Consider the following 20,843-nt stretch of genomic DNA (forward strand, 5'->3'; position numbering starts at 1 on the left):
CATGCCGGCGGAAGCGGACCGTTCGACCTGCGGGTCGGGCGGTCCGCTTTCGGCCGTCGTCAAGGCGGCGGCCGCCCCCGTCATGCGGCGGGAACGTCATCCGCCGCCCGACGACCGTTTGCGGTAGTCGTTCGGGGTCGTGCCTTTCCGTTCGCGGAACATGCGCGAGAACGAGTTGTACGACCCGTAGCCCGACTCCTGGGCGATGTCGGCGATTTTCATGCCGGTCGACGTCAGCAGCCCGCACGCGTGGCGGAGCCGGACGTCGTGCACGTGCTGAAGGAACGTGCGGCCCGCCTTCTTCTTGAACAGCGCGCTCAAGTAGGCCGGGCTGATGCCGAAATGGTCGGCGACGGCGTTCAGCGTCAGCTCGTCCTTGAAGCGGAGCTGGATGTACCGGATGACGTCCAGATAGAGACCGCTTCCGCCGGCTCCGGGCTCCGGCGGGGTCGTCGCGCTCGCCGCCGCCCGCTGGCGGCAACGGTCGAACTCGATCAGGATGTCGATCAGCATAATCGTCATTTTCAGCTTTCTCCAGCTTTCGGCACCCCCGTATTCGGCGTACAGCGCATCGAACGACCGCCGCATCGCCGCCGCGCGCTCGCCCTCGAATTGGTGATACGGCCGGGCGGAGGGATCGGCTTCGACAAGCAGCCGGCGCAGGTCGGTTTTGCTTTCCAGCTCCGCGAACAGTCCCGTGGAAAACCGGACGTTATACAGGAGCAGAATCGAGCCGGGCGCCGTGCGCAGCTCGTGAATTTGAAACGGCTGCACGAACGTGAGCGTCCCGGGCTTCATCGGATGCGTCGCCCCGTTGATCGTCTCCGTCCCTTCGCCCTCGATGACGTACGACAGCTCCAAGTAATCGTGACGGTGCGCCGGAAAGCCGCTGTCCAGCCGGTTGACGGAGAAGTGGAGCGGAAAAGCGGTGTCCATGTTCGGATAGTTCTCGATATACATCGGCAAGTAAGCCACGAGGAAACCCCTTTCTCGGCGAACGTGCGCGAAAGCCGAGATGCATCATTTGCGGCGCCTTCTCATATATTGGGTGACAGACAAGCCGTCCCGGTTTCGCCTGAAACCATTATAAATCGGTTTCGCCCGTTTGCGCGAAAATTCCGAAAAAAAGGATTGCTGACGTCGAAATTGCTGTTACAATGAAAAAAGAGAGACATATTTTAGACTAGGCAGCCGACGCACACTTCATCCCGAAAGGAGAAACGTTGCATGGTTTCTTTGCCGAAAACGAACGATCTCGGGTTTTTCGAGATCCGCCTCGAATCGATCGGCGGTCTCGGCGCCAACCTGGCCGGTAAAATGCTGGCGGAAGCGGGCGTCATGGGGGTCGGCCTGAACGGGGTCAGCTTTTCCTCGTACGGCTCGGAGAAGAAAGGCTCCCCGGTGAAGGCCCACATCCGCTTTTGCGATATGGACACGTTCATCCGCGATACGTCTCCCGTCGAACGGCCGCATGTGGTAGGCATTTTTCACGAATCGCTGGCGAAGACGGTCAACGTCATCAGCGGCATTTACGAGGACAGCCTCGTGCTCGTCAACTCGGCGAGAACGCCGGAGCAGCTGAAGGACAACCTGAAGCTGAAGGGCGGCACGATCGCCGTCGTCGACGCGATCGGGATCGCGCTCGAGGAGAACAACCGGGTGAACATGGCGATGCTCGGCGCGCTGTTTCGGCTGTGCGACTTTTTGGACGCGGAATTTATGAAAGGCGTCATCCGCAAGTCGCTCGAGAAGAAATATCCGCAAGCGGTGCAGCCCGCTCTCCGCACGTTTGAAAGGGGTTACAACGAAGTCCGCTTCCAGACGTTCGCCCTGCCCGAGGGAGAGACGATGCCGGCGTTCGTCCGGTACGACACGCCGGTGCTCGGCTACGAGACGCAGCCGATCGGCGGGACGATCACGAACCCGGGCAACAGCATCCTGAAAGATTTGAGCATCTCCCGCGCGGGCATGATGCCCCACTTTGACGACGAGAAATGCATCCACTGCGCCGCCTGCGACAACGTATGTCCCGATTTCTGCTTCGTATGGGACGAATTGCCGGACAAGAAGGGCCGGCCGCAAATGTTTCTCCAAGGGATCGACTACCAATACTGCAAAGGCTGCTTGAAATGCGTCGTCGCCTGCCCGACGGAAGCGCTGTCCAAAGCGCGCGAGGAAGACGGCTACGCCGAGAATCATCGCGTTCCGCACCGGTTCGACCGGGCTATCGTGTAAACCCCAACCGACTACGAAAGGGTGACAAACAGCAGATGGCGATTGACATCAAGCGCGAAGGGATGCGCCAGGGCAAAGTCGAGCAGCGCGTCGTATACGAATCCGGCAACGAGATGGCCGCTTACGCGGCGCACCAGATCAACTACCATATCATGGGTTACTTCCCGATCTCTCCTTCCACGGAGGTCGCCCAATTTCTCGATTTGATGAAGGCGAACGGACAGCACGACGTCGTGCTCATTCCGGCGGACGGCGAGCACGGCTCGGCCGGCGTCTGCTACGGGGCTTCGGCCGCGGGCGGACGCGTGTTCAACGCCACGAGCGCGAACGGCTACCTGTACATGCTCGAGCAAATGCCGGTCCAGTCGGGCACCCGCTTCCCGATGGTCATGAACCTCGTCTGCCGGTCGGTGTCGGGGCCGCTCGACATTCACGGCGACCATTCCGATTTGTACTACGCCCTGAATACCGGCTGGCCGATTCTCATGTGCCGCGATCCGCAAGCCGTTTACGACATGAACCTGATGGCGCTCAAGCTGGCGGAGGACCCGGAGGTTCGCCTGCCCGTGCTGGTCGCCTCCGACGGCTACTTCACGTCGCACCAGAAGCGGCGCGTCATGACGTTCGCGCACCGCGAGGACGTGCACGACTTCATCGGCGCCCAGCCGCCGCGCGGCTTCCCGGACGTGCTCGACCGGAACAATCCGATCACGGTCGGTCCGTACATGAACGAGCCGGACTATATCAACAACTGCTACCAGCAGTCGGTGGCGATGTACAACGCGGAGCACGTGTACGACCGGATCCGCCAGGAGTACGCCGAGCTGACCGGCCGCGACTACCCGATTCTCGATCTGTACCGGATGGAGGACGCGGAGGTGGCGGTATTCATCATGAACTCGGCGTCCGAGATCATCAAGGACGTCGTCGACCAGCTGCGCGCGCAAGGGATCAAGGCCGGCTCGATCGCGCCGAACATGATCCGGCCGTTCCCGCAGAAGCAGATCGCCGAAGCGCTCATGAACGTGCGGGCGGTGACGGTCGGCGACCGGGCGGACTCGTACGGCGGCCACGGCGGCAACATGGTGAACGAGATCAAGGCGGCGCTGTTCACGCACGGCAATACCGACACGCTCGTCATCAGCCGCATTTACGGCTTGGGCGGCAAAGACTTTTACGCCGAGGACGGGCACAATCTGTTCAAGTTCGCCATCGAGGCGGCGGAGCGCGGCTACGTCGAGAAGCCGTTCGACTATTACGGGCATACGCCCGGCGACCCGGCCAAGGCGCCGAAGCGCGTGTTGAACCCGATGAAGTACGAGGATTTGAAAACGGGGCTTATCACGGTGACGCCGGACGAGTCGACCGGCAAGCTGAACGTGCGCATCCCGCCGCTCCGTTCCTTGACGAAGAAGCCGAAGCGGATCGCTCCGGGGCACGGCGCTTGTCCGGGCTGCGGCATTTTCTCCGGACTCGAGCTGTTCTTCAAAGGAATCGAGGGCGACATCGTCGCGCTGTTCCATACCGGCTGCGCGATGGTCGTTACGACCGGCTACCCGTACTCCGCCCACAAGGCGACGTACATCCACAACTTGTTCCAGAACGGCGCGGCCACGCTGTCCGGCGTCGTCGAAATGTTCTGGGAGCGGAAGCGCCGCGGCGAGCTCGACTACTTGAACTTGCCGGACGATTTCACGTTCGTCATGGTGACGGGCGACGGCGGCATGGACATCGGCATGGGGCCGGCGATCGGCGCCGCGCTGCGCAATCATAAAATGATCATCCTCGAATACGATAACGAAGGGTATATGAACACGGGCGCCCAGCTGTCGTACTCGACGCCGATCGGGCATCGGACGTCGACGTCGAACGTCGGCAAGAAGCAGGCCGGCAAGCTGTTCCATCACAAGGATACGGCGCAAATTATGGCGGCGACGAACATTCCGTACGTGTTCACCGGCTCCGAGTCGTATCCGCAGGACTTGGTGAAGAAGGCGGCCAAGGCGCAATGGTACGCGCAAAACGAAGGGCTCGTGTACGGCAAAATTTTGATCACGTGCCCGCTCAACTGGCTGTCCGAAGACCAGGAGGGCACGAACATCATCGACGCGGCCGTGAGCTCCAACTTCTTCCCGCTGTACGAGGTGGAGAGAGGCATTACGAACATTACGTACAACCCGGAGGAGAAGGGCAAGAAGGTGACCGTCGCCGAATGGCTCGGCTCGATGGGCAAGACGAAGCATATGACGAAGCCGGAAAACGCCGAGGCGCTCGCCGCGTTCGAGGAAGAGGTCGAACGCCGCTGGAACCGGCTGAAGGCGAAGCACGAAAGCCCTTACCTGTAAGCGGGGCGTGAAGGAAAGGGGAGTAGCGGTGCCTTACGTGCTCAAGCATAAGGAAAGCGCGGAGCTGTATGCATGCAAGCTCCTCAATTCGTACGAGCTCGTCTACTTCGGCGTGAAAGCGTGGGACGACGAGGGGACGGCGGCCGGGGACCGGATCCCGTTCCTCGCAGCGCGGGGCACCGGGGACGCGGAGTCGTGGACCGTCGCCGAAATCGACGAGATGAAGCTGAAGATGGCCAACGTGAAGCTGAAGAACGATCCGTCCAACCGCGTGCTGCTGGACGAGGACGGGACGCTTCGCGTGGAGAAGCGGCTGCCGCCGTTTTGAACGAAAGGAGCCCTCGGTTACGACCGGGGCTCCTTTGTGTTTATTGGCCTTCGGGGCCGGATCAAGACTCCGCCGGGTTCCCGATCGAGCCGACGAACAGCCACGCCTTCGTCTGCGTATCCTCGATCGCGAAGAAGAACGGGCGGTTCACCGTCATCTCGAGCGGCCGTTCCGGCGGACCGGAGGTCGCGATCCCGACGCTCGTCGCGGCGGCGGCTTCCGTTCCTTCCTCGTTCACGTCGATGTACACTTTGTGCGCGACTTCATTGATGTAGAGCGGGCGTATATCGGCCAAAGCGGAGAAGTCGGCGCGCGACGGATCGAACGCGTCCCGCATGCCGAGCCCGGCCAGCGGTTCGTTCAGCCGCCAGGCGCCCTCGGTCTTGAAGCGCGGCAGGCGGATGTCGACGGTCGCGTGCTCGAACGGCTTTCTCCACTCGGACGAATCGGTCCACAGCCGCTCGTGCAGTTCGTCGAGCGACGACCGCTCCTTGGGCAGGACGACGAGCATCGCCATGCGTCCATCCCCGTAAGGAAGGCGAATCGCTTGCCATGCCTCGTTCTCCGCATAGGCGTAAGAACCGGTCTGCCGCATCATCGGCACCTTTGCCTCGGTACCGTCCGCGAGCGTAAACGGCTCCTCCTGCGTGGAGCTCTTCGGAAATGGGTCCGTCCACGTTCCGTTGAAATAGATCGCGTTCAGGATGACGGCGACGATGTTTTGGCCGAGCGGCCCGTTCACCATCTTATCGATCTTGCCTTTCGTCTGCTTGCTCACCCAGCGGTTGATCGCGTCCGGCGTTTCTTTCCCGCTCAAGTCGGTGGAATGAAGCTCTGCACGATAGTCCGCTTTGACCGTATCGAGAAACGGCTTGTGCAGTGCGAGTCCTTTCCGGTACCACAGCGAGTTGGCCACGCGCAGCTCGGTGCTGTCGCCGGAACGCTCCAGCAGCGATTGCAAGGCGCGGTTCCCGGCGTTCGCCTCGTCCTTCCCGATCGACGTCCAGCCGAGCGTCTCCGCCATCTCGCCCGCCGTATTCCCGCCGGCTCCATTGTAGGCGATCGCGAGCGCCGTCGATACGCTGTACGGCGACAGTACGACGTTCGCCGCTTGGTTGCCCTTCGCCTTCTCGGCCTCGGTCAGCTGCCGGTGCAGCTTCATCCCGAATTCGTTCTGCGCCTGGACGATCCGCGGATCGACCGCTTCCGCCGCCTGCCGTCTTTGCTGAAGGTCCATCCCGGCGTCCGGCTCCGCGCACGCCGCGAGCGTCAGCAGGAGCGCCGTCGACAGCAGGGCGATCCGTGTTTTTTTGTGGATCATCCGTTCAGCCCCCCATCCTTCGTTCCATAGTTTTCCGTTCGAGTTATAAACGCGCCGGCCCGCTGCAAAGTTGCACGGAAAAAACGGCACGGCCCGAAGGGCCATGCCGTCACAATGTTGAGAAAGTCCAAAGGAGCAATGAGATACGAAATGGGGTAGGGGAGATGTGCGGAAAGGAAGCGGCTGACTTTACAGTCAAGTTTATACGCGGCCGTTACCGTTTGTTGTACAACGGATAGTCGACCTCGGTCGGCACTTCGATGGCGATGGCGCGCAGCGTTTCGTCCGGCTTCGCCCGCAGCGCGACCGCGACGTCGGTGCCGTTTCCCGCGTCGATGACGGCGAAATCCCGTTGATTGAGCGCGGCGGCGCCGGTCGCGTCGTCCGGGACGTCTCCGATCGTACCGCCGCCGCGAATCGCGAGCAGCGCCAGCGACCGGCCGGCGGGCAGCGGATGGCGGTATTCGCCGCCCGGCGACAGCGTCAAGTCCCACATGCGGGCGTCGACGGTCAGCTCGACCGGGGAGCCGCCGCCGATGACGCGCTTGACGGTTACGCCGTCCGTCTCCTCGCTCGGGAACGCCTCATGCTCGAATTGATCGTAGGCGGGGTTGTCGTAACGGGATTTGCGGAGATCCGGCTCGAACCAGATTTGGAACCCTTCCATATCCGGGCCGATGAACCGTTCCTCGTGGGATACGCCGGAGCCGGTTCGCATCACTTGGGCGCCGCCCGGGCCGACTTCGCTTTTCGTGCCGAGCGAGTCGCCGTGAAGGGCCGTCCCCTGCACGACGTACGTCATAATTTCGAACGCCTGGTGCGGATGTGGAGGAATATAGCCTTCGACGGGCGTAAACGCCCACGCCCAATAAAACAGCGGGCCGACGCGTTTCACCGCCCCGCCTTCGCCGGGGAAGCCGATCGGCTTTTGCTCGGTTATGCGTCCGCCGTCGAATGCGCCGGAGCCTTGCTCGCTCGGGGAATAAATACGGATAGTCATGGGAAAATCGTCCTTTCGGTATCTAGTTTGAATATTGAAATTCTCTAATTTGAGATAAGTCTCGAAAAGGAGGCGATACTCGGTGCGGCGAGGCCGCTTCCGCATGTCGCTCCGTTCCGGCTTGAAGCGAACCGGTTATTTGAACGTGTTCTCGGCGTGGCGGCCCAGCTTTTTGAGCAGCTCGATCGCCTGGCGCCGTTCGTCCGGCGTCAATCCTTCGACCGCCTTCTCGATAACGGTAGTATGCGCAGGAAACGACTGTTCGATGAACGCTTTTCCTTTATCGGTCATTTCCGCGTACCAGACGCGGCGGTCTTCCGGGCAGCCGACCCGGACGACCAGCTCTTTCTTTTCCAGCTTGTCGACGACGTAGGTGATGTTGCCGCTCGTCATCAATATTTTTCCGCCGATCTGCTGCAAAGGCTGGCGTCCTTTATGGTACAGCAGCTCGAGCACGCCGAATTCGGTCGGGTTCAGGCCCAGCTTGCGGATGTGCCGGTCGCCGTGGGCGTTCACCCATTGGTACGCCCGGGACAGGACGACGAACAGCTGCAGCGATTCGTTGCCGGGAGTGGTCACGGTTCAAGCCTCCTTGCATGCGCGATAAAGCTTACGAGCATCATTATACCATTGGGGAAGCGGATTCGGAATTCGCGGCGGCGGGCTGAAGCGTCTCGTAATCGACGAATTCGCCGGTCGGCTTCCGGTAGCCGCGCGGACGCTGCGACGACAAATCTTCCTTGCCGATCGTAATGAGCATGACCGGCTCGAGCGTATCGGGAATATCGAGCGCCGCACGGAGCGCACCCGGGTCGAAGCCGATCATCGGGCAGGTGTCCCATCCTCTGTCCTTGGCGGCGAGCATGAACAGCATGGCGGACAAGCTGGCGTTGCGGATCGCTTCGTCGCGCAGGAACCGTTCTCCTCGGGATTCGTAAAAGGCGGTGGTCGATTCCACGGTCATGTCGTATTCGAGCTTGTCGATGACGCCCAGATGAAGAAACCCTTCGTTCAGCCGTCCGACGTCCCGGTAAGCGAGCGTATCGCCGAGCACGACGATCGCCGCCGAGGCGGAGCGCACCTTGTACTGCTTGTTGGCCGCCTCGTAGACGAGCTCCTTGCGCTCCGGATCGCGGATGACCAGGTAGCGAGCGTGCTGGAGGTTGAAAGCGGAGGGCGCGAATTTGACGAGGCTGAACAGCTCGTCCAGCTCTTTGTCGGACAGCTCGACGCCCGGGATGAATTTGCTGGCGGATCGGCGGGATTTGACCAATGCGGTAAAGTCGTTCATCGGAAACTCTCCTTAATGTCGCGGATTTATCTTGATTTATTAAATCTTGATTTTAAGATAAATCATTTTCCTTTCCTTGTCAATGGGGTGGATCCCGATTTGTTCGTTTTCCCTGATACGCAACGACCGGGAAAACCGTCGCATAGATCCCATCGATATCCCGATCGACCGTTCTTAGGGAGAAATCGTAAAAGGGGAGCTTTGGCGCTCGTCCGCTCGAATGCGCGGGCGTTTCGCGAATATATTAGATAGCGGCTGCCGATAGGAAGCGGAGAAGGGGACATGACGATGAAAGCTCGCTCCGAAGCTCTTTCGATCGTCTTCGACGATGTTTCGTTCCGGTATTCGGAACGGGACGATTGGGCGTTGACCCGTATTCGGTTCGCCATCGCTCCGGGCGAGCGGGTGACCGTCACGGGAGGCAGCGGCTCGGGCAAATCCACGCTTGCCCGACTCGCGAACGGTTTATTGAAGCCGGATGCGGGACGCGTGACGGTTTACGGGCAGGATGCTTCGTGCGGCGATGCGCGGCATATCCGCCGGCTGATCGGCATCGTCTTCCAAAACCCCGACGATCAGACGGTCGGCGGGACGGTCGAAGAAGACATCGCCTTCGGGCTGCAAAACTTGCAGATTCCCCGGGACGAGATGCGCCGACGAATCGACCGGGTCTTGCGTCTGCTGCGGTTGACGGAGCTGCGGGGCCGCCCCGTTCACGGATTGTCCGGCGGGCAAAAACAACGGGTTGCCGTTGCCGGGGTGCTTGCGATGAACCCGAGAGCGATCGTGTTCGACGAATCCGCGTCGATGCTGGATCCGGAAAACGCGGAGCATTTGCGCTCGGTCATGCTCGGCCTTCATCGCTGCGGCATGACGATCGTTCATATTACGCACGATCCGGAGGATCTGTTGTGGTCGGAACGAATATTGGTTCTGCACGAGGGACGGTTGACGTTCGACGGCGATTGGCGGGCGTTGGCCGCAGCCCCCGGCGTGTTGGAGGAAGCGAATCTGCTTCCTCCGTTTCTGATTCGATTTCAAACCGCGATCCGGACGAACGGATTCGACTGGCCGGTATTCAGCGGATCGGAGAAGGAATTGGCGAGGGCGATATGGGAATTCGGTTCCAAAATGTAAGCTTTACGCATGCCAAACGATCGTCCGTCCGTCAATCGGCGGTCAGCCGGTTCTCGCTGGACGTACCCGACGGGCAGATCGTTGCCGTGATGGGCCCTTCCGGCTCGGGAAAATCGACTCTGGGCCAATTGGCCGGCGGGCTGCTCGTCCCCGACGGCGGAACGGTATGGGTGGACGGCGTCGATACGAGGAAGCGCGGAAGCCGCCGGATCCTTTTGCAAAAGGTCGGCTACGTCGCGCAGTTTCCCGAGCATCAGCTGTTCGAAGCGACGGTGGCCCAGGATATCGGATTCGGTCTTCGCGGGTCGGGAATGACCGAGCGGGAAGTGGCGGATCGCGTGAAGCGGGCGATGGAAAGCGTCGGTCTTCCTTACGAACGATACCGGGAGCGCTCGCCGTTTCGGCTTAGCGGAGGGGAGAAGAGGCGGGTTGCGATTGCCGGCGCTCTGGTGCGGAATCCGAGTCTTCTCATCCTCGACGAGCCGACGGTCGGGCTGGACCCTGCAGTACGCCTGCAGCTGCTGGACTTGCTCAAGCGGATTCGGGCGGAGAACGGCATAACCGTCGTTACGATTACGCATGACCTGCAGGGCGCGCTGGAATGCGCCGATCGGCTCGTATTCCTCGAGAACGGGGAATTGGCGGCCGATGTCCGGACAGCCGAACTGTCGCCTGCCTGCAAGATCGCCTCGTCGCTGCCGTCAACGCCGTTGATCCGGCTGCTGAAGGAGTTCGAAGACGTGTTTCCCGGACAGTTGCCGCCCGGACTCGTCCGGGAGCAGGCGCTTCTCGATTTTATTTCGAAACGTTTGATGCGTGCGAAGGGGAGGAGCGTATGAACGAAACCGGGGTGTTGTCCGCCCTGCAGTATTCGCCCGATACGACATTGCTGCACCGGTTCGACCCTCGGGCCAAGTTCGCTTTTTTCCTCTCGTATTCGGCGCTGCTCTTCTCATCCGCTTCGCTGGCGGCGACGATCGGTTACGGCTTGATCGCGGTCGTCCTGCTTGTCTTCGCCAAGTTCGACCCGATCCGGCTATGGCATTCCGTCAAAGGGATCGCCGCGCTTTTATTGGTCATGGATGCGGTACAAATCGTCAGCCACCCGGGCGGGAACGTCATCGCCGCATGGAACGGAATGGCGGTCACGACGGGAGGAATCGAAACGGCCGCCCGGCTGACGTGCAGGTGGCTTTCGTTCTACTTCGTCGTTCTGCTGATGTTCGCCACAACCTCTCCCGCCCGGCAAATCGAAGCGCTGCGCAAGCTGTCGACGCCGCTCGGGCGCGCCGGGAACCGTTGGGAGGCGTTCGTTTTCATGCTCACGATTGCCGTATTGTACATTCCTTATCTGATCGAGGATGCGAAACGAATCGTGCAGGCAAGGAAAGCGAGAGGGACGCGGCCCGCCTTTTGGAACGTGCCGGCGTGGGGCAAAGAAGCGATGAATCTTCTGGTTCCGATTACGATCGGGATTTATCGCCGGGCGGACGTGCTGTCGGCGGCGATCGAAGCGCGGGGCTACCGGCCCGGCTGTCCGAGAACGGAGTACGAGCCGTTGCGGTTCGGCGCCAAGGATACCGCGCTCGTGGTCGCGGCGTGCTTGCTGCCGCTCGTCGGGCTTGTAGTTCAATAGCTGGGCAAAGGAGGGCATTCTCGATGTTAAAAGGATGGCTGCACTATTGGGGACGGCCTTTGCCGGTCGACGTTTCCCCGGCGGAGGGAAAGCCGGGTGCGGGCGATCAGACGAAGCGTCTCGTCACGGTCGCTCTGCTGGGAGCCTTATCCGCGCTGCTCCAATCCGCAGGAGGCCTCCTGCCGGGACCGGGATTTTTGATCAGTCCGCTCGCTACCGCACCGGTGGTGCTGGCATCGGCGGTGTCGATTCGTTCGGGCTTGGGCTCCTTTCTGACCGCCCTCGTGCTGCTGGTGATCGTCCAGCCGAGCGAACTGATCGTCTTCCCGTTTACGACGGGACTGCTGGGGATAGCGCTCGGTTACGGCATCCATCGCTTCGGGAACCGGGCGAAGGTCGTTACGTTCGCCGCATGCGCGCTGGCGATCGGGATCGTGCTGCTCGTATACGGCCTGCGTTTCCCTATATTGGGGCCTTCCGTCGCGACGGACTTTCGCATAAGCGCCGTCGTGGCTATCGTTTTGTTTTCATGGGTATACAGCGCGATTTGGCTGGAGGCGAGCTTGCGCTTGATGAGCAAAATCAAGAAGTCGATTTGACGGGCCATGGATCACTCTGAAGCAAGATGACCGAACGCTTGGGGGCACTGCTAGAAGCCTTCATCCGCACGAAACGGGCGGCCGGAATGATCCATAACGCTTTGAAGGAAGGACTGCAGTTCTTGAATAAACAGCTTCGCCGCCCGCCCCATAAATTTATCCCTGCGATATACGATGCAGATGTCTTGACTGGGTGTGGGATTAAGCAGTTTTACGGCAGCGATATTCTCATTGTTCCTATAATCGAGCAGCATCCGGGGAAGAATGCAAGCTCCTATCCCTTGATCGACCAAGGACAGAAGCGTCGATAAGGTCGAAGTGACAATCGGAGTGTCAAGCGTAATTCCTCTTTCATGACAGTTCGTTTGAATAACCTTCGTAATCTGATGTCCGGAGCCGAACATGACCATCTTTAGCTGCTGAAGCTGTTCGAACGGAATCGCCTTTGCTTTCGCAAGAGGGTGATCCGATCGGACGGCCAAAACAAACTCCTCGTGAAACAAGGGGATCACCGAAATGCGGTCATCAGGCTTAACGGGCACCGTAGTAACACCGAGATCTCTTGTGCCGTCAAGGACCTGTTCGTAGACATCCGGGGTCTCCGTAACGCTTATGGATAGCTTGGGATAGGTCTTATGGAAATCGATTAGTAAAGCGTCAAACAGCAAATCCCCGTCTCCCGGCAAAATGCCGATATCCAGCTTGCCTCCTTCCATCCTCTTCAGATCCGATATGGCCCTTCTTGCATAGTCAACGTGTTCAAAAATGCTTTGGCTTTGCTCGAGCAAAATTTTTCCCGCTTCCGTTAACGCAATCCGTTTGCCGATCCGATCGAATAGAGGGAGCCCGAGTTCGTTCTCCAAAAACTTGATTTGCTGGCTCAGATTCGACTGTGTGGTACAAAGGTTTTCGGCTGCCCTGGAGAAATGCATCTCCTTGCAAATTTCAGTAAAGTATTCAAGCTGTCGAAGTTCCAACGCCCGATGCTCCCTTCGATTATCGCTCTCCCTCAATCATTATAACAACCGCCTCCCATTCCAACAATTTCTATGGAATCATTACTTAAACCGATCCATTGTATCGGAATCTCGTGATTGTTGCGTCGGGTTGTTTGAAGGTAAGCTTTAGGTATTCCAAGAACAACCCAATGAGGAGGAGGAATCGAAAATGTCCCAATCGATTATACATACGGGGAAAGTGCTGCGTCAGATCATGTACGGCCGGCTTCAGGACGTACCGGAGTCACAGATGGACATCCAACCGGAGGGTTTCCGCAATACGGTTCGCTGGAATATCGGTCATATGGTGTATTGGCTGGATCGATACGCTTCCCTTAGCTTCGGCTCCCCATCGGCTCTCCCGGCTCATTACGAGACGCTGTTCAATTCCGGAACGAAACCTTCGGATTGGACGGTAACGCCTCCGTCGAAGGATGAACTGATGGCGAAAGTCAGCGATCAGCTTTCCGGCCTTTCCGATCTGGCCCCCGAAACGCTCGAACAGAGGCTGCAATCGCCGTTTGAAATGGGTCCGTTCCAATTCGTTACAGCCGGCGAATTATTTAATTTCGCATGGATTCATGAAGCGATTCACCTTGGAGTTATATCAAGTCAGCTTAAGCTTATCAAATGAAGACTCTGCACATGGGGGCATACAGCGGGATGAAACACACACTGAAAGGGGGAGCCTGGTTATGATAACAACCCATGAAGCGTTTGATGCTTTTAAGCGTGCCCTAGAAACAGGGCATACGGCCGATTTCCTTCATAAAGTTACCGATGATTTTCACTTCTTCGTTCCGCTCCCGCTGGAAGGGTGGAATCGGAAGCAGCTCGGCCGAGAGCGATTTGAGGAGTTAGTCAGGTTTGAACGTTCCGTATTTCAGATGCTCCTCACTCCGCTGATCGAGTTAGAGAATGAGAGCTACGGGATGGTAGTATTCAGCTCGGAAGGAATGTTGAACGGCAGACCTTTCCGCAACGAGCTTACAATCGTCTTCGAGTTCGAGAAGGATCGGATCCGCTCCTTCCGAGAATATGTAGGAATGCCGTTAAAAAACTACGAGACCCCGTAAAGAGCTTCGATCGACATTATGTAAACCAATTCCGCTTGCTTTGCACCTGATGACAGCTACGCGGGCGCACCGCTAATTGAAAATCATCCTCGTTCGGGTTGAACAATACATGCTCTTGTCCTCCATAATCGGCAAACGATATAAGTTCTTGTCATCCGCTTTTGACAAGAACTTGTTTCGTTAAACAAAAAAAATCGCCGTCCCCCGAAAATCGCTCCCTTGAGAAAGCACGACTCCCTTTGCGATAGCACGAAAGCGATGGGCATGCCCCGCCTGTCCAAACGGAAGGATGGGAGCCCGATTGTACTTCGATCCCCATTTTTCTTATACTGGAACCATTGAAGACGAAATGAGGGACTGTGTGTGAATCCGACTTTTTCATCCATCGGCGTCGGGGACGAGCTTTGCCGCGTGTTGCGGAAAGCCGGGCTCGCCGTGCCGACACCCGTCCAAGAACGGACGATCCCGGTCGCGCTGTCCGGCCGGGACGTGATCGTGCAGGCGCAAACCGGCACGGGCAAAACGTTCGCTTTTTTGCTGCCGCTGCTCCAGCGCAGCGAGCCCGGAGCGGGCCGCGTCCAAAGCTTGATCTTGACCCCGACCCGCGAGCTCGCGATTCAAATTACGGAGGAGGCGCGCAAGCTGGCGCCGGCCGCGAACGTCTCCGTCCTGCCCGTGTACGGGGGACAAGACGTCATCGCGCAGGCGCATAAGCTCGGCAGCGCCCCCGACATGGTCATCGCCACGCCGGGGAGGCTGCTCGATCACGTACGGCGCGGGACGATCGACTTGTCCCGTCTGGACGCGCTCGTCCTCGACGAAGCGGATCAGATGCTCCATATGGGCTTTTTGCCCGAGGTGGAGGAAGTGATCGGGCTGACGCCCGACGACCGCCAAACGATGCTGTTCTCCGCAACGTTCCCGGACAACGTCCGTCGATTGGCAGAGCGCTATATGCGGGCGCCGGAAGACATCCGGGTGAAAGGGCGGACGATTACGCTCGACGCGATCCGGCAAGTCGTCGTCGAGACGACGGACCGGGCGAAGCGCGATACGCTTCTGCAGCTCATTCGCCAGTACCGCCCGTTTATGGCGGTCATTTTTTGCCGGACGAAAATACGCGCGAAAAAGCTGACGGAAGCGCTGCTGGCCGAGCGGATGAACGTCGACGAGCTGCACGGCGATTTGACGCAGGCGAAGCGGGAGGCGGTCATGAAGCGGTTTCGCGAGGCGGAGCTGCAGCTGCTCGTGGCGACGGACGTCGCGGCGCGCGGTCTCGACGTCGAAGGGGTGACGCACGTGTTCAACTACGACATCCCGCCCGACGCCGAGAGCTACATCCACCGGATCGGCCGCACCGGCCGCGCCGGGCAAAAAGGAATGGCCGTCACGCTCGTCGCGCCGAAGGACGCCGCCTCCCTGCGCGAGATCGAGCGCGGCATCGGCACCGCGCTCGATCGGCTGCCCGCGCCGGCGAAGCCGCAGCCCGCCGCAGCCGGCGCCGCCGCGCCGCGCGACCGCGCCCGCGAGCGCGCCGACGGCCGGGAGGCGCCCGCTCCCGCGGCGCGACCGGCAGGCCGCTGGGCCGGCCGCCGCGACGCGGGACGGCCCGGGCCGCACGGGCGGCCCGCCGGCGGCGCATTCGCGGGCCGCGGCGGCCGTGACGCGGCCGAGACGGCGGCCCCCCGGCCGGAGCGCGGGCCGCGCTCACGCGGGGCGGGACGGCGCCGGTAGCGCCGGCGGCTGGCGGCGTGCGCCTTTTTCCGATCATTTGCCCACGTGCGTCCGTTCCTTGTCCCGACGACGGAAGGATTCGCCACAACAGCGGCTTTCCGGCCGCAAGCGTGCCCGAGTCAGGCGTCCGCCACCGAATCGCCGCCACCGGCCGCGTACCGCCCGCGTGCGCCCGCCGCCGTCGGATCGGCTCGTGTTCGCTTCTTCAACGTCCCAACCCGCCAACCCGCTCCGGCGCTTTTCTGCTATAATAAGACACGAACCATCAGAAGCGGGAAGGAGTCGGACATGGAGCAATCATCACGAACGGAGAAATTTCAGCGCAAACGAAGCCAGGCGAGACGGAAAAATCGGCGCAGGCTGACGACGTCGGCGTTGGTGATCGCGTTTTTCGCGCTGGCGTCCGTCTTGTGGCTGACCTATCGCGGACCGGATACGGGCCGCTCCGCTTCGCCATCTACCCCGCCGACGGATGCGAGACCGGACCCGACCGGTGCGGCCGATACGCCGAAGCCCGCCGCGAATAAACCCGGCGGCGCGCCGAGCGATTCGGCAAACGCGGGCAAAACGCCGAGCGACTCCACCGGCGGCAAGACGCCCTCCGGCGACGCGGGCGGCGGCAAAACCGGAGGCTCGGTGCCGAACGACGGCAAGAACGGCTCCGGGGGAACGGCCGCACCGCCGAGTACGCCGAACCCGGGCGGAGACGGCGGCGATCCGAACCGCGTATCGCTGACGTTCGTCGGCGACGTCATTTTCGCGCAAAACGTGGAAGCGGCTTTGAAGGCGAACGGCTTCGATTACCCGTACAAGCAGGTTCGTTCCTATTTGGAAAACGCCGACGTCACGATCGCGAACCTGGAGACGCCCGTCACCGAGCGGGGAGAGGCGGCCGACAAGGAGTACGCGTACCGGTCGTCGCCGAAGGCGCTGCCCGCGTTCAAGGAAGCCGGCTTCGACATCGTGAACCTGGCCAACAACCATATTCTCGACTATGGAACGACGGGGCTGCTCGATACGTTCGACCACCTCGACAAGGCGGGCATCCGCTGGTTCGGAGCCGGGCGCAACGCCGAGCTGGCGTTCAAGCCGGTTATCGTCGAGAAGAAAGGGATGAAGATCGCCTTTCTCGGCTTCAGCAAAGTCGTGCCGACCCAAGACTGGAAAGCCGGCAAAAGCCGTCCCGGCGTAGCCGATACATATGCGCTTCCGGTCCCGCTGGAGGCGATCCGGAACGCGAAGAAGCAGGCCGATCTCGTCGTCGTCGTCGCGCATTGGGGCGTCGAGCGGCAGGATACGCCGGAGAAATACCAAAAGGATTACGCGCGCCAGTATATCGACGCGGGAGCGGATCTCGTCGTCGGCGGACATCCCCACGTGCTGCAAGGGTTCGACCATTACAACGGCAAGTGGATCGCTTACAGCTTGGGCAACTTCATCTTTACGATGAACGAAAACCCGAAAACGTGGGAGACCGTCATTTTGCAGGCGTCGTGCTCGAAAACGGACGGCTGCTCGCTGAAGGCGGTGCCGGTGCTGACGAAGCTCGCCAACCCGGAGCCGATGGGGGAGGAAGCCGCGTCGAAACTGTTCGCCCGATTGACGGACATTTCGTACGGGACGGAGATCGGGAAAGACGGGACGATTCGCGCGAAGCCTTAAAGCATCATGCCATCCAATCCAAACGGAACAGGAGAATACGACCATGGCTACTACCAACAACGATTCCGGCATCGCTTCGATTCGCAACGTGTTCTGCGTCGGACGCAACTACGGTCTGCACGCGGCGGAGATGGGCAACGCCGTTCCCGAGCGGCCGATGCTGTTCTCCAAGCCGACCCATGCGCTCGCAGCGCTGGACGGCGGGGAGATCGCTCTGCCGGGAGACCGCGGCGAAGTGCATTACGAGACGGAGGTCGTCATCCGGATCGGACGCAAGTACGAGAAGGGCGCGTCGATCGACGAGCTGGCGGACGGCGTCGCCCTCGGCATCGACTTCACGCTGCGCGACGTGCAGAGCGAGCTGAAGAAAAAAGGGTACCCGTGGCTCGCCGCCAAAGGGTTTCGCCGGTCGGCGCCGATTACGCCGTTCCGCCCGTTCCCGGGTGCCGCGAAGCTGGCCGAGACCGACTTCGCCTTGCTGAAAAACGGTACGGAGGCGCAGCGCGGCAACGTGAAGGACATGATTTTCGATTTGCAGACGATCGCCGACTTTTGCGCCGAGCATTTCGGTCTCGATGCGGGGGACGTCATCTTCACGGGGACGCCGGCGGGCGTCGGCCCGATCGCGGACGGCGACAAGCTGCAGCTGCAGTTTGGCGGAGAGACGTGGGGGGAGGGCGTCATCCGTCTCGTATGAGAGAGGCGGAAAGCGGAGCGACGGACTTGAAAGAAGCCAAGCTTTGCGGGAGCAAAGCTTGCTTCGGAAGCAGTCGCGACCGGCGGCAGCGGAAGTGCGGCGCATTCCGCTGCCGCTCCGGACCTTCCCCGCTTCGTCACGTCGCCGGCTTTACCGACGGTGCAGGCCGGGCTTCGACAGCCCGGCTTCTTTTTTTATCGTCGACGGGGTCGGGATTGAGGGGTATAATACAGGTATCGTACCATTTGTATTTTTATCGGGAAGCGAGGGATCGATTTGACGTCGCGAATCGGGGAACAAACGCCCATGCGGCCGGGCATGATGCCGCCGCTGGCGCAGCCGGCGGGGGAGAGCGAGCTGTCGGAACGGCTGTATCGGATGCTGCTGAAATGGATCCGGTATGCGGACGCCCAATACGCGGATTGGCCGGAACGGCCGAACAGCGGACACTTTTTCGGCGGGGCTTACTGGTACGGAATTGAGACCGCTTACACGGCGATGGTGTTCGCCGCCGCCGCCCGGCTGGGCGACTACGACGAGCGGTTGACCGGGCTGAGCCGGGAGGAGGTCAAGGCGAAGGCGATCCGTGCGATCCGGTATTTGGGCTTTACGCACGATACCGGGCCGGAGGAATGCGTGCGGACGACGAGCCGCAATCCGTATTGCAGCGGCAAAAAGTGGGGAGGGCGCGGCGACACGTTTTTCCGGGCGAGCCAAACCGGCACGGTCGTGCATGCGTTCGGCTGCGCCGCTTGGCTGCTGCGCGACGACCTCGACGACGAGACGAAGCGGCTCGTCGAGGCGGTTCTCGTCTATTACGCCGACCGATGGTCCGGCGAGGAGCCGCGCAGCGGCGTCTACTACGACACGCAGTGCGAGGAGAACGGCTGGACGGCCGCCGGCATCGGGACGGCGGCGACGCTGCTGCCGGACCATCCCCGGAATGCGGTCTGGCGGGAAGCGGCGGAACGGTGGGCGATCAATTCCGTCAGCACGCCGAACGACCGGATCGAGCGGGTGCCGGGAATGACGACGGTGACGTTCCATCCCGACTATACGGCGGAAAACCACGCGTTCGTCCACCCGTCGTACATGATGGCCGGCATTTCGCTGCGGGGGTATTACGCGCTGCTGCTGCTCATGTCGGACCGGGACGTTCCGGAGGCGCTCACCCGCAACAACGTGCCGATGTACGAGCGGACGATCAAGCCGTGGAGCTCGGCCGACGGCATCCCGGTTCCGGTGCAGGGCCAGGACTGGTGGTACAACGTCCAGCACGGGGCGCTCCTGTGCCACGCCTACATGAACGTGCTGCACGGGGACGCCGACGCGGCGCGGCTCGAGCGGGCGTCGCTCGAATTCGCGGAGAAGCTGCAGGACAGCAACTCGCGCGGCTGCCTGCTCGAGGAGAACGGGGAGGCATGCATCGTCGTCGCCGAGAGCTATCAGACCGCCAAGGAAATGGAATTCGGCTCGGCTCATAGTCTGCTTGTCGCCTACTTGCTCCACCGGTTCGGCGGGCCCGGTGCGGAGCCGGCGGAAGAAGCCGACTGGCGGAGCCGGATGAACGGCGTCCGCCACTACCCGTACGGCTGCGCGATCACGCATACGACCGACAGGGCGTTCGCCAGCTTCAGCTGGCGCAGCCACGTCATGGCGACGACGCTTCCCCGCCAAGGGATGTGGAGCGTCACGCCGCTGTATACGAACTATACGGGCGAGGTCGAGTTCGCGGACGAACCGCCCTCGGCCGCCTTCAACGAATCGAAGGCGATCCGCACGTCCCGCTGCACGGTGCGCGAATACGGGGACGGCTTCGGCGCGACGGCCGATATCGAGCGCGGGCGGGACGGGAAGCTGCTGCAGCGCGTCGCCTTCGTCTCGCTTCCCGACGGGCGCACGCTGTACGCGGAGAAAATCGCCGTCCTCCGGCCCTGCTCCGTCAAACGGCTCGCCACGGGGACGATCGGGATTCGCAACGAGCGGTACTCGGCGCTTGCCGGCTATGCCGCCGGCTTCAAGACGGTGACGACGCCGGACGGCGCGAAGCGGTACGACGGCTTTTACGGCAAGGAGCCGGACGTCGTCGACCGGTTCGGCCCCGCTCCGTACGTGAACGTGAACGGCGAAGTCGGTTACGTGACGTTCGGCTCGGCCGGCATGGCGTACTGGAACCGGCACCACTATCCGAAGTGGAAAGGCGTGGAGGACGTATTGACGCTGAACGAGCGCGCCGCTATCGACTTCGCCGCCCCTGCCGAGCTTCCGGCGTTCGCCGTGCTGACGGTGCCGAACGCGTCCGCGGCGGAGACGGAAGCGGCCGCCGCGACGACGAGGCTCTTGACCGACCCGGTGGCCGACTGCGTCGTCGTCGAAGCCGACGGCTGGTTGCTTTACGCCAATTGGAACGATAAAGGCCGGACGTCGTACCGGGCGGCCGCTCCGCGCTCCGGCACGTCCGTCCCGCTGTACGAAGGCGGGCTGCGCCTGACGGCGGACGAGATCGTCCGCACGGGCACGATCGAGCCGGCCGCCGCCGGCTACGCGACGAGCCGGCACCGGCTGGAGCTGCTGACCGACGTCGTCGCCGGCAGCGGCATCGACGTCGATTTGCTCGGCGGCCGCCTGTTCGCGACGAACGATTCGCCGGATTCGGCCGTCCGCATCGCCGTGACGGAGACCGGGACGGGGCGGCGCGTCGAGCTGGCGGTCGGGCCGAAGGCGACGGCCGCGCTGCCGCTTGAAGACCGGAGCTAGACGACGAAGGGAGGGAGCGCCTTGCGG

At 61.4% G+C, this 20,843-nt stretch carries 19 protein-coding genes; 13 read left to right on the forward strand and 6 right to left on the reverse strand.

Annotated features, from left to right (window positions below; translation table 11 throughout):
- Nucleotides 1–96: 96 nt before the first annotated feature.
- Nucleotides 97–975, reverse strand: a complete 879-nt coding sequence (locus DLM86_RS04695; RefSeq protein WP_110838815.1) for an AraC family transcriptional regulator — start codon at nt 973–975, stop codon at nt 97–99.
- Between the two features lie 252 nt (nt 976–1,227).
- Here DLM86_RS04695 and DLM86_RS04700 point away from each other — a divergent pair, with 252 nt between their 5' ends.
- The 3 genes from DLM86_RS04700 to DLM86_RS04710 are packed head-to-tail and all read left to right on the forward strand — an operon-like array spanning nt 1,228 to nt 4,908.
- The gene (locus DLM86_RS04700; protein WP_110838816.1) at nt 1,228–2,235 is read left to right on the forward strand and encodes a 2-oxoacid:acceptor oxidoreductase family protein; all 1,008 of its coding nucleotides are present in this window, start codon (nt 1,228–1,230) and stop codon (nt 2,233–2,235) included.
- A 35-nt stretch (nt 2,236–2,270) separates the two neighbouring features.
- Entirely contained in the window at nt 2,271–4,580 is a 2,310-nt protein-coding gene (locus DLM86_RS04705; RefSeq protein ID WP_110838817.1) for a thiamine pyrophosphate-dependent enzyme, read from the forward strand.
- Between the two features lie 28 nt (nt 4,581–4,608).
- Complete coding sequence (locus DLM86_RS04710; protein WP_110838818.1) at nt 4,609–4,908, forward strand: hypothetical protein; 300 nt, start codon at nt 4,609–4,611, stop codon at nt 4,906–4,908.
- A gap of 61 nt (nt 4,909–4,969) precedes the next feature.
- Here the strand turns inward: DLM86_RS04710 and DLM86_RS04715 are convergent, their stop codons facing one another.
- From DLM86_RS04715 to DLM86_RS04730, 4 genes are all read right to left on the reverse strand, one after another.
- The gene (locus DLM86_RS04715) at nt 4,970–6,229 is read right to left on the reverse strand and encodes a serpin family protein (RefSeq protein WP_158289329.1); all 1,260 of its coding nucleotides are present in this window, start codon (nt 6,227–6,229) and stop codon (nt 4,970–4,972) included.
- A 214-nt stretch (nt 6,230–6,443) separates the two neighbouring features.
- Nucleotides 6,444–7,229: a pirin family protein gene (locus DLM86_RS04720; RefSeq protein ID WP_110838820.1), complete on the reverse strand. Its 786-nt coding sequence runs from the start codon at nt 7,227–7,229 to the stop codon at nt 6,444–6,446.
- 135 nt (nt 7,230–7,364) lie between these two features.
- Entirely contained in the window at nt 7,365–7,808 is a 444-nt protein-coding gene (locus DLM86_RS04725; protein ID WP_110838821.1) for a MarR family winged helix-turn-helix transcriptional regulator, read from the reverse strand.
- A 43-nt stretch (nt 7,809–7,851) separates the two neighbouring features.
- Nucleotides 7,852–8,520 carry a nitroreductase family protein gene (locus DLM86_RS04730; protein ID WP_110838822.1) on the reverse strand — a complete coding sequence of 223 codons (669 nt, stop codon included), beginning with the start codon at nt 8,518–8,520 and terminating at the stop codon, nt 7,852–7,854.
- Nucleotides 8,521–8,802: 282 nt separating this feature from the next.
- Between DLM86_RS04730 and DLM86_RS04735 the strand changes: the two genes are divergently transcribed.
- From DLM86_RS04735 to DLM86_RS04750, 4 genes are read left to right on the forward strand one after another with little or no spacing between them, the layout of a single operon-like run.
- Nucleotides 8,803–9,657: an ATP-binding cassette domain-containing protein gene (locus tag DLM86_RS04735; RefSeq protein WP_110838823.1), complete on the forward strand. Its 855-nt coding sequence runs from the start codon at nt 8,803–8,805 to the stop codon at nt 9,655–9,657.
- Nucleotides 9,633–10,496, forward strand: coding sequence for an ATP-binding cassette domain-containing protein (locus tag DLM86_RS04740; RefSeq protein ID WP_110838824.1), 864 nt, complete (start codon nt 9,633–9,635; stop codon nt 10,494–10,496). Before DLM86_RS04735 ends, DLM86_RS04740 begins: the two co-directional genes overlap by 25 nt.
- The gene (locus DLM86_RS04745; RefSeq protein ID WP_158289330.1) at nt 10,493–11,293 is read left to right on the forward strand and encodes an energy-coupling factor transporter transmembrane component T family protein; all 801 of its coding nucleotides are present in this window, start codon (nt 10,493–10,495) and stop codon (nt 11,291–11,293) included. The genes DLM86_RS04740 and DLM86_RS04745 overlap by 4 nt, the downstream gene beginning before the upstream one ends.
- A gap of 23 nt (nt 11,294–11,316) precedes the next feature.
- Nucleotides 11,317–11,892 (forward strand): YybS family protein, encoded by a 576-nt coding sequence (locus DLM86_RS04750; RefSeq protein WP_110838825.1) that lies wholly within the window; start codon nt 11,317–11,319, stop codon nt 11,890–11,892.
- Nucleotides 11,893–11,942: 50 nt separating this feature from the next.
- Here the strand turns inward: DLM86_RS04750 and DLM86_RS04755 are convergent, their stop codons facing one another.
- Complete coding sequence (locus DLM86_RS04755) at nt 11,943–12,869, reverse strand: LysR family transcriptional regulator (protein WP_110838826.1); 927 nt, start codon at nt 12,867–12,869, stop codon at nt 11,943–11,945.
- Between the two features lie 190 nt (nt 12,870–13,059).
- Between DLM86_RS04755 and DLM86_RS04760 the strand changes: the two genes are divergently transcribed.
- From DLM86_RS04760 to DLM86_RS04785, 6 genes are all read left to right on the forward strand, one after another.
- Entirely contained in the window at nt 13,060–13,524 is a 465-nt protein-coding gene (locus DLM86_RS04760; protein WP_110838827.1) for a DinB family protein, read from the forward strand.
- A gap of 61 nt (nt 13,525–13,585) precedes the next feature.
- A complete protein-coding gene (locus DLM86_RS04765; protein ID WP_110838828.1) occupies nt 13,586–13,966 on the forward strand; it encodes a nuclear transport factor 2 family protein in 381 nt (126 codons plus the stop codon).
- Between the two features lie 411 nt (nt 13,967–14,377).
- Entirely contained in the window at nt 14,378–15,700 is a 1,323-nt protein-coding gene (locus DLM86_RS04770; protein WP_245954354.1) for a DEAD/DEAH box helicase, read from the forward strand.
- A 288-nt stretch (nt 15,701–15,988) separates the two neighbouring features.
- On the forward strand, nt 15,989–17,362 hold the full coding sequence (locus DLM86_RS04775; protein WP_110838830.1) for a CapA family protein: 1,374 nt from the start codon (nt 15,989–15,991) through the stop codon (nt 17,360–17,362).
- A 43-nt stretch (nt 17,363–17,405) separates the two neighbouring features.
- Nucleotides 17,406–18,059: a fumarylacetoacetate hydrolase family protein gene (locus DLM86_RS04780; protein ID WP_211326480.1), complete on the forward strand. Its 654-nt coding sequence runs from the start codon at nt 17,406–17,408 to the stop codon at nt 18,057–18,059.
- A gap of 276 nt (nt 18,060–18,335) precedes the next feature.
- Nucleotides 18,336–20,816: a hypothetical protein gene (locus DLM86_RS04785; RefSeq protein ID WP_146250154.1), complete on the forward strand. Its 2,481-nt coding sequence runs from the start codon at nt 18,336–18,338 to the stop codon at nt 20,814–20,816.
- The last annotated feature ends 27 nt before the right edge of the window (nt 20,817–20,843 follow it).

Source organism: Paenibacillus flagellatus, assembly GCF_003217775.1.
GTDB lineage: Bacteria > Bacillota > Bacilli > Paenibacillales > NBRC-103111 > Paenibacillus_AB > Paenibacillus_AB flagellatus.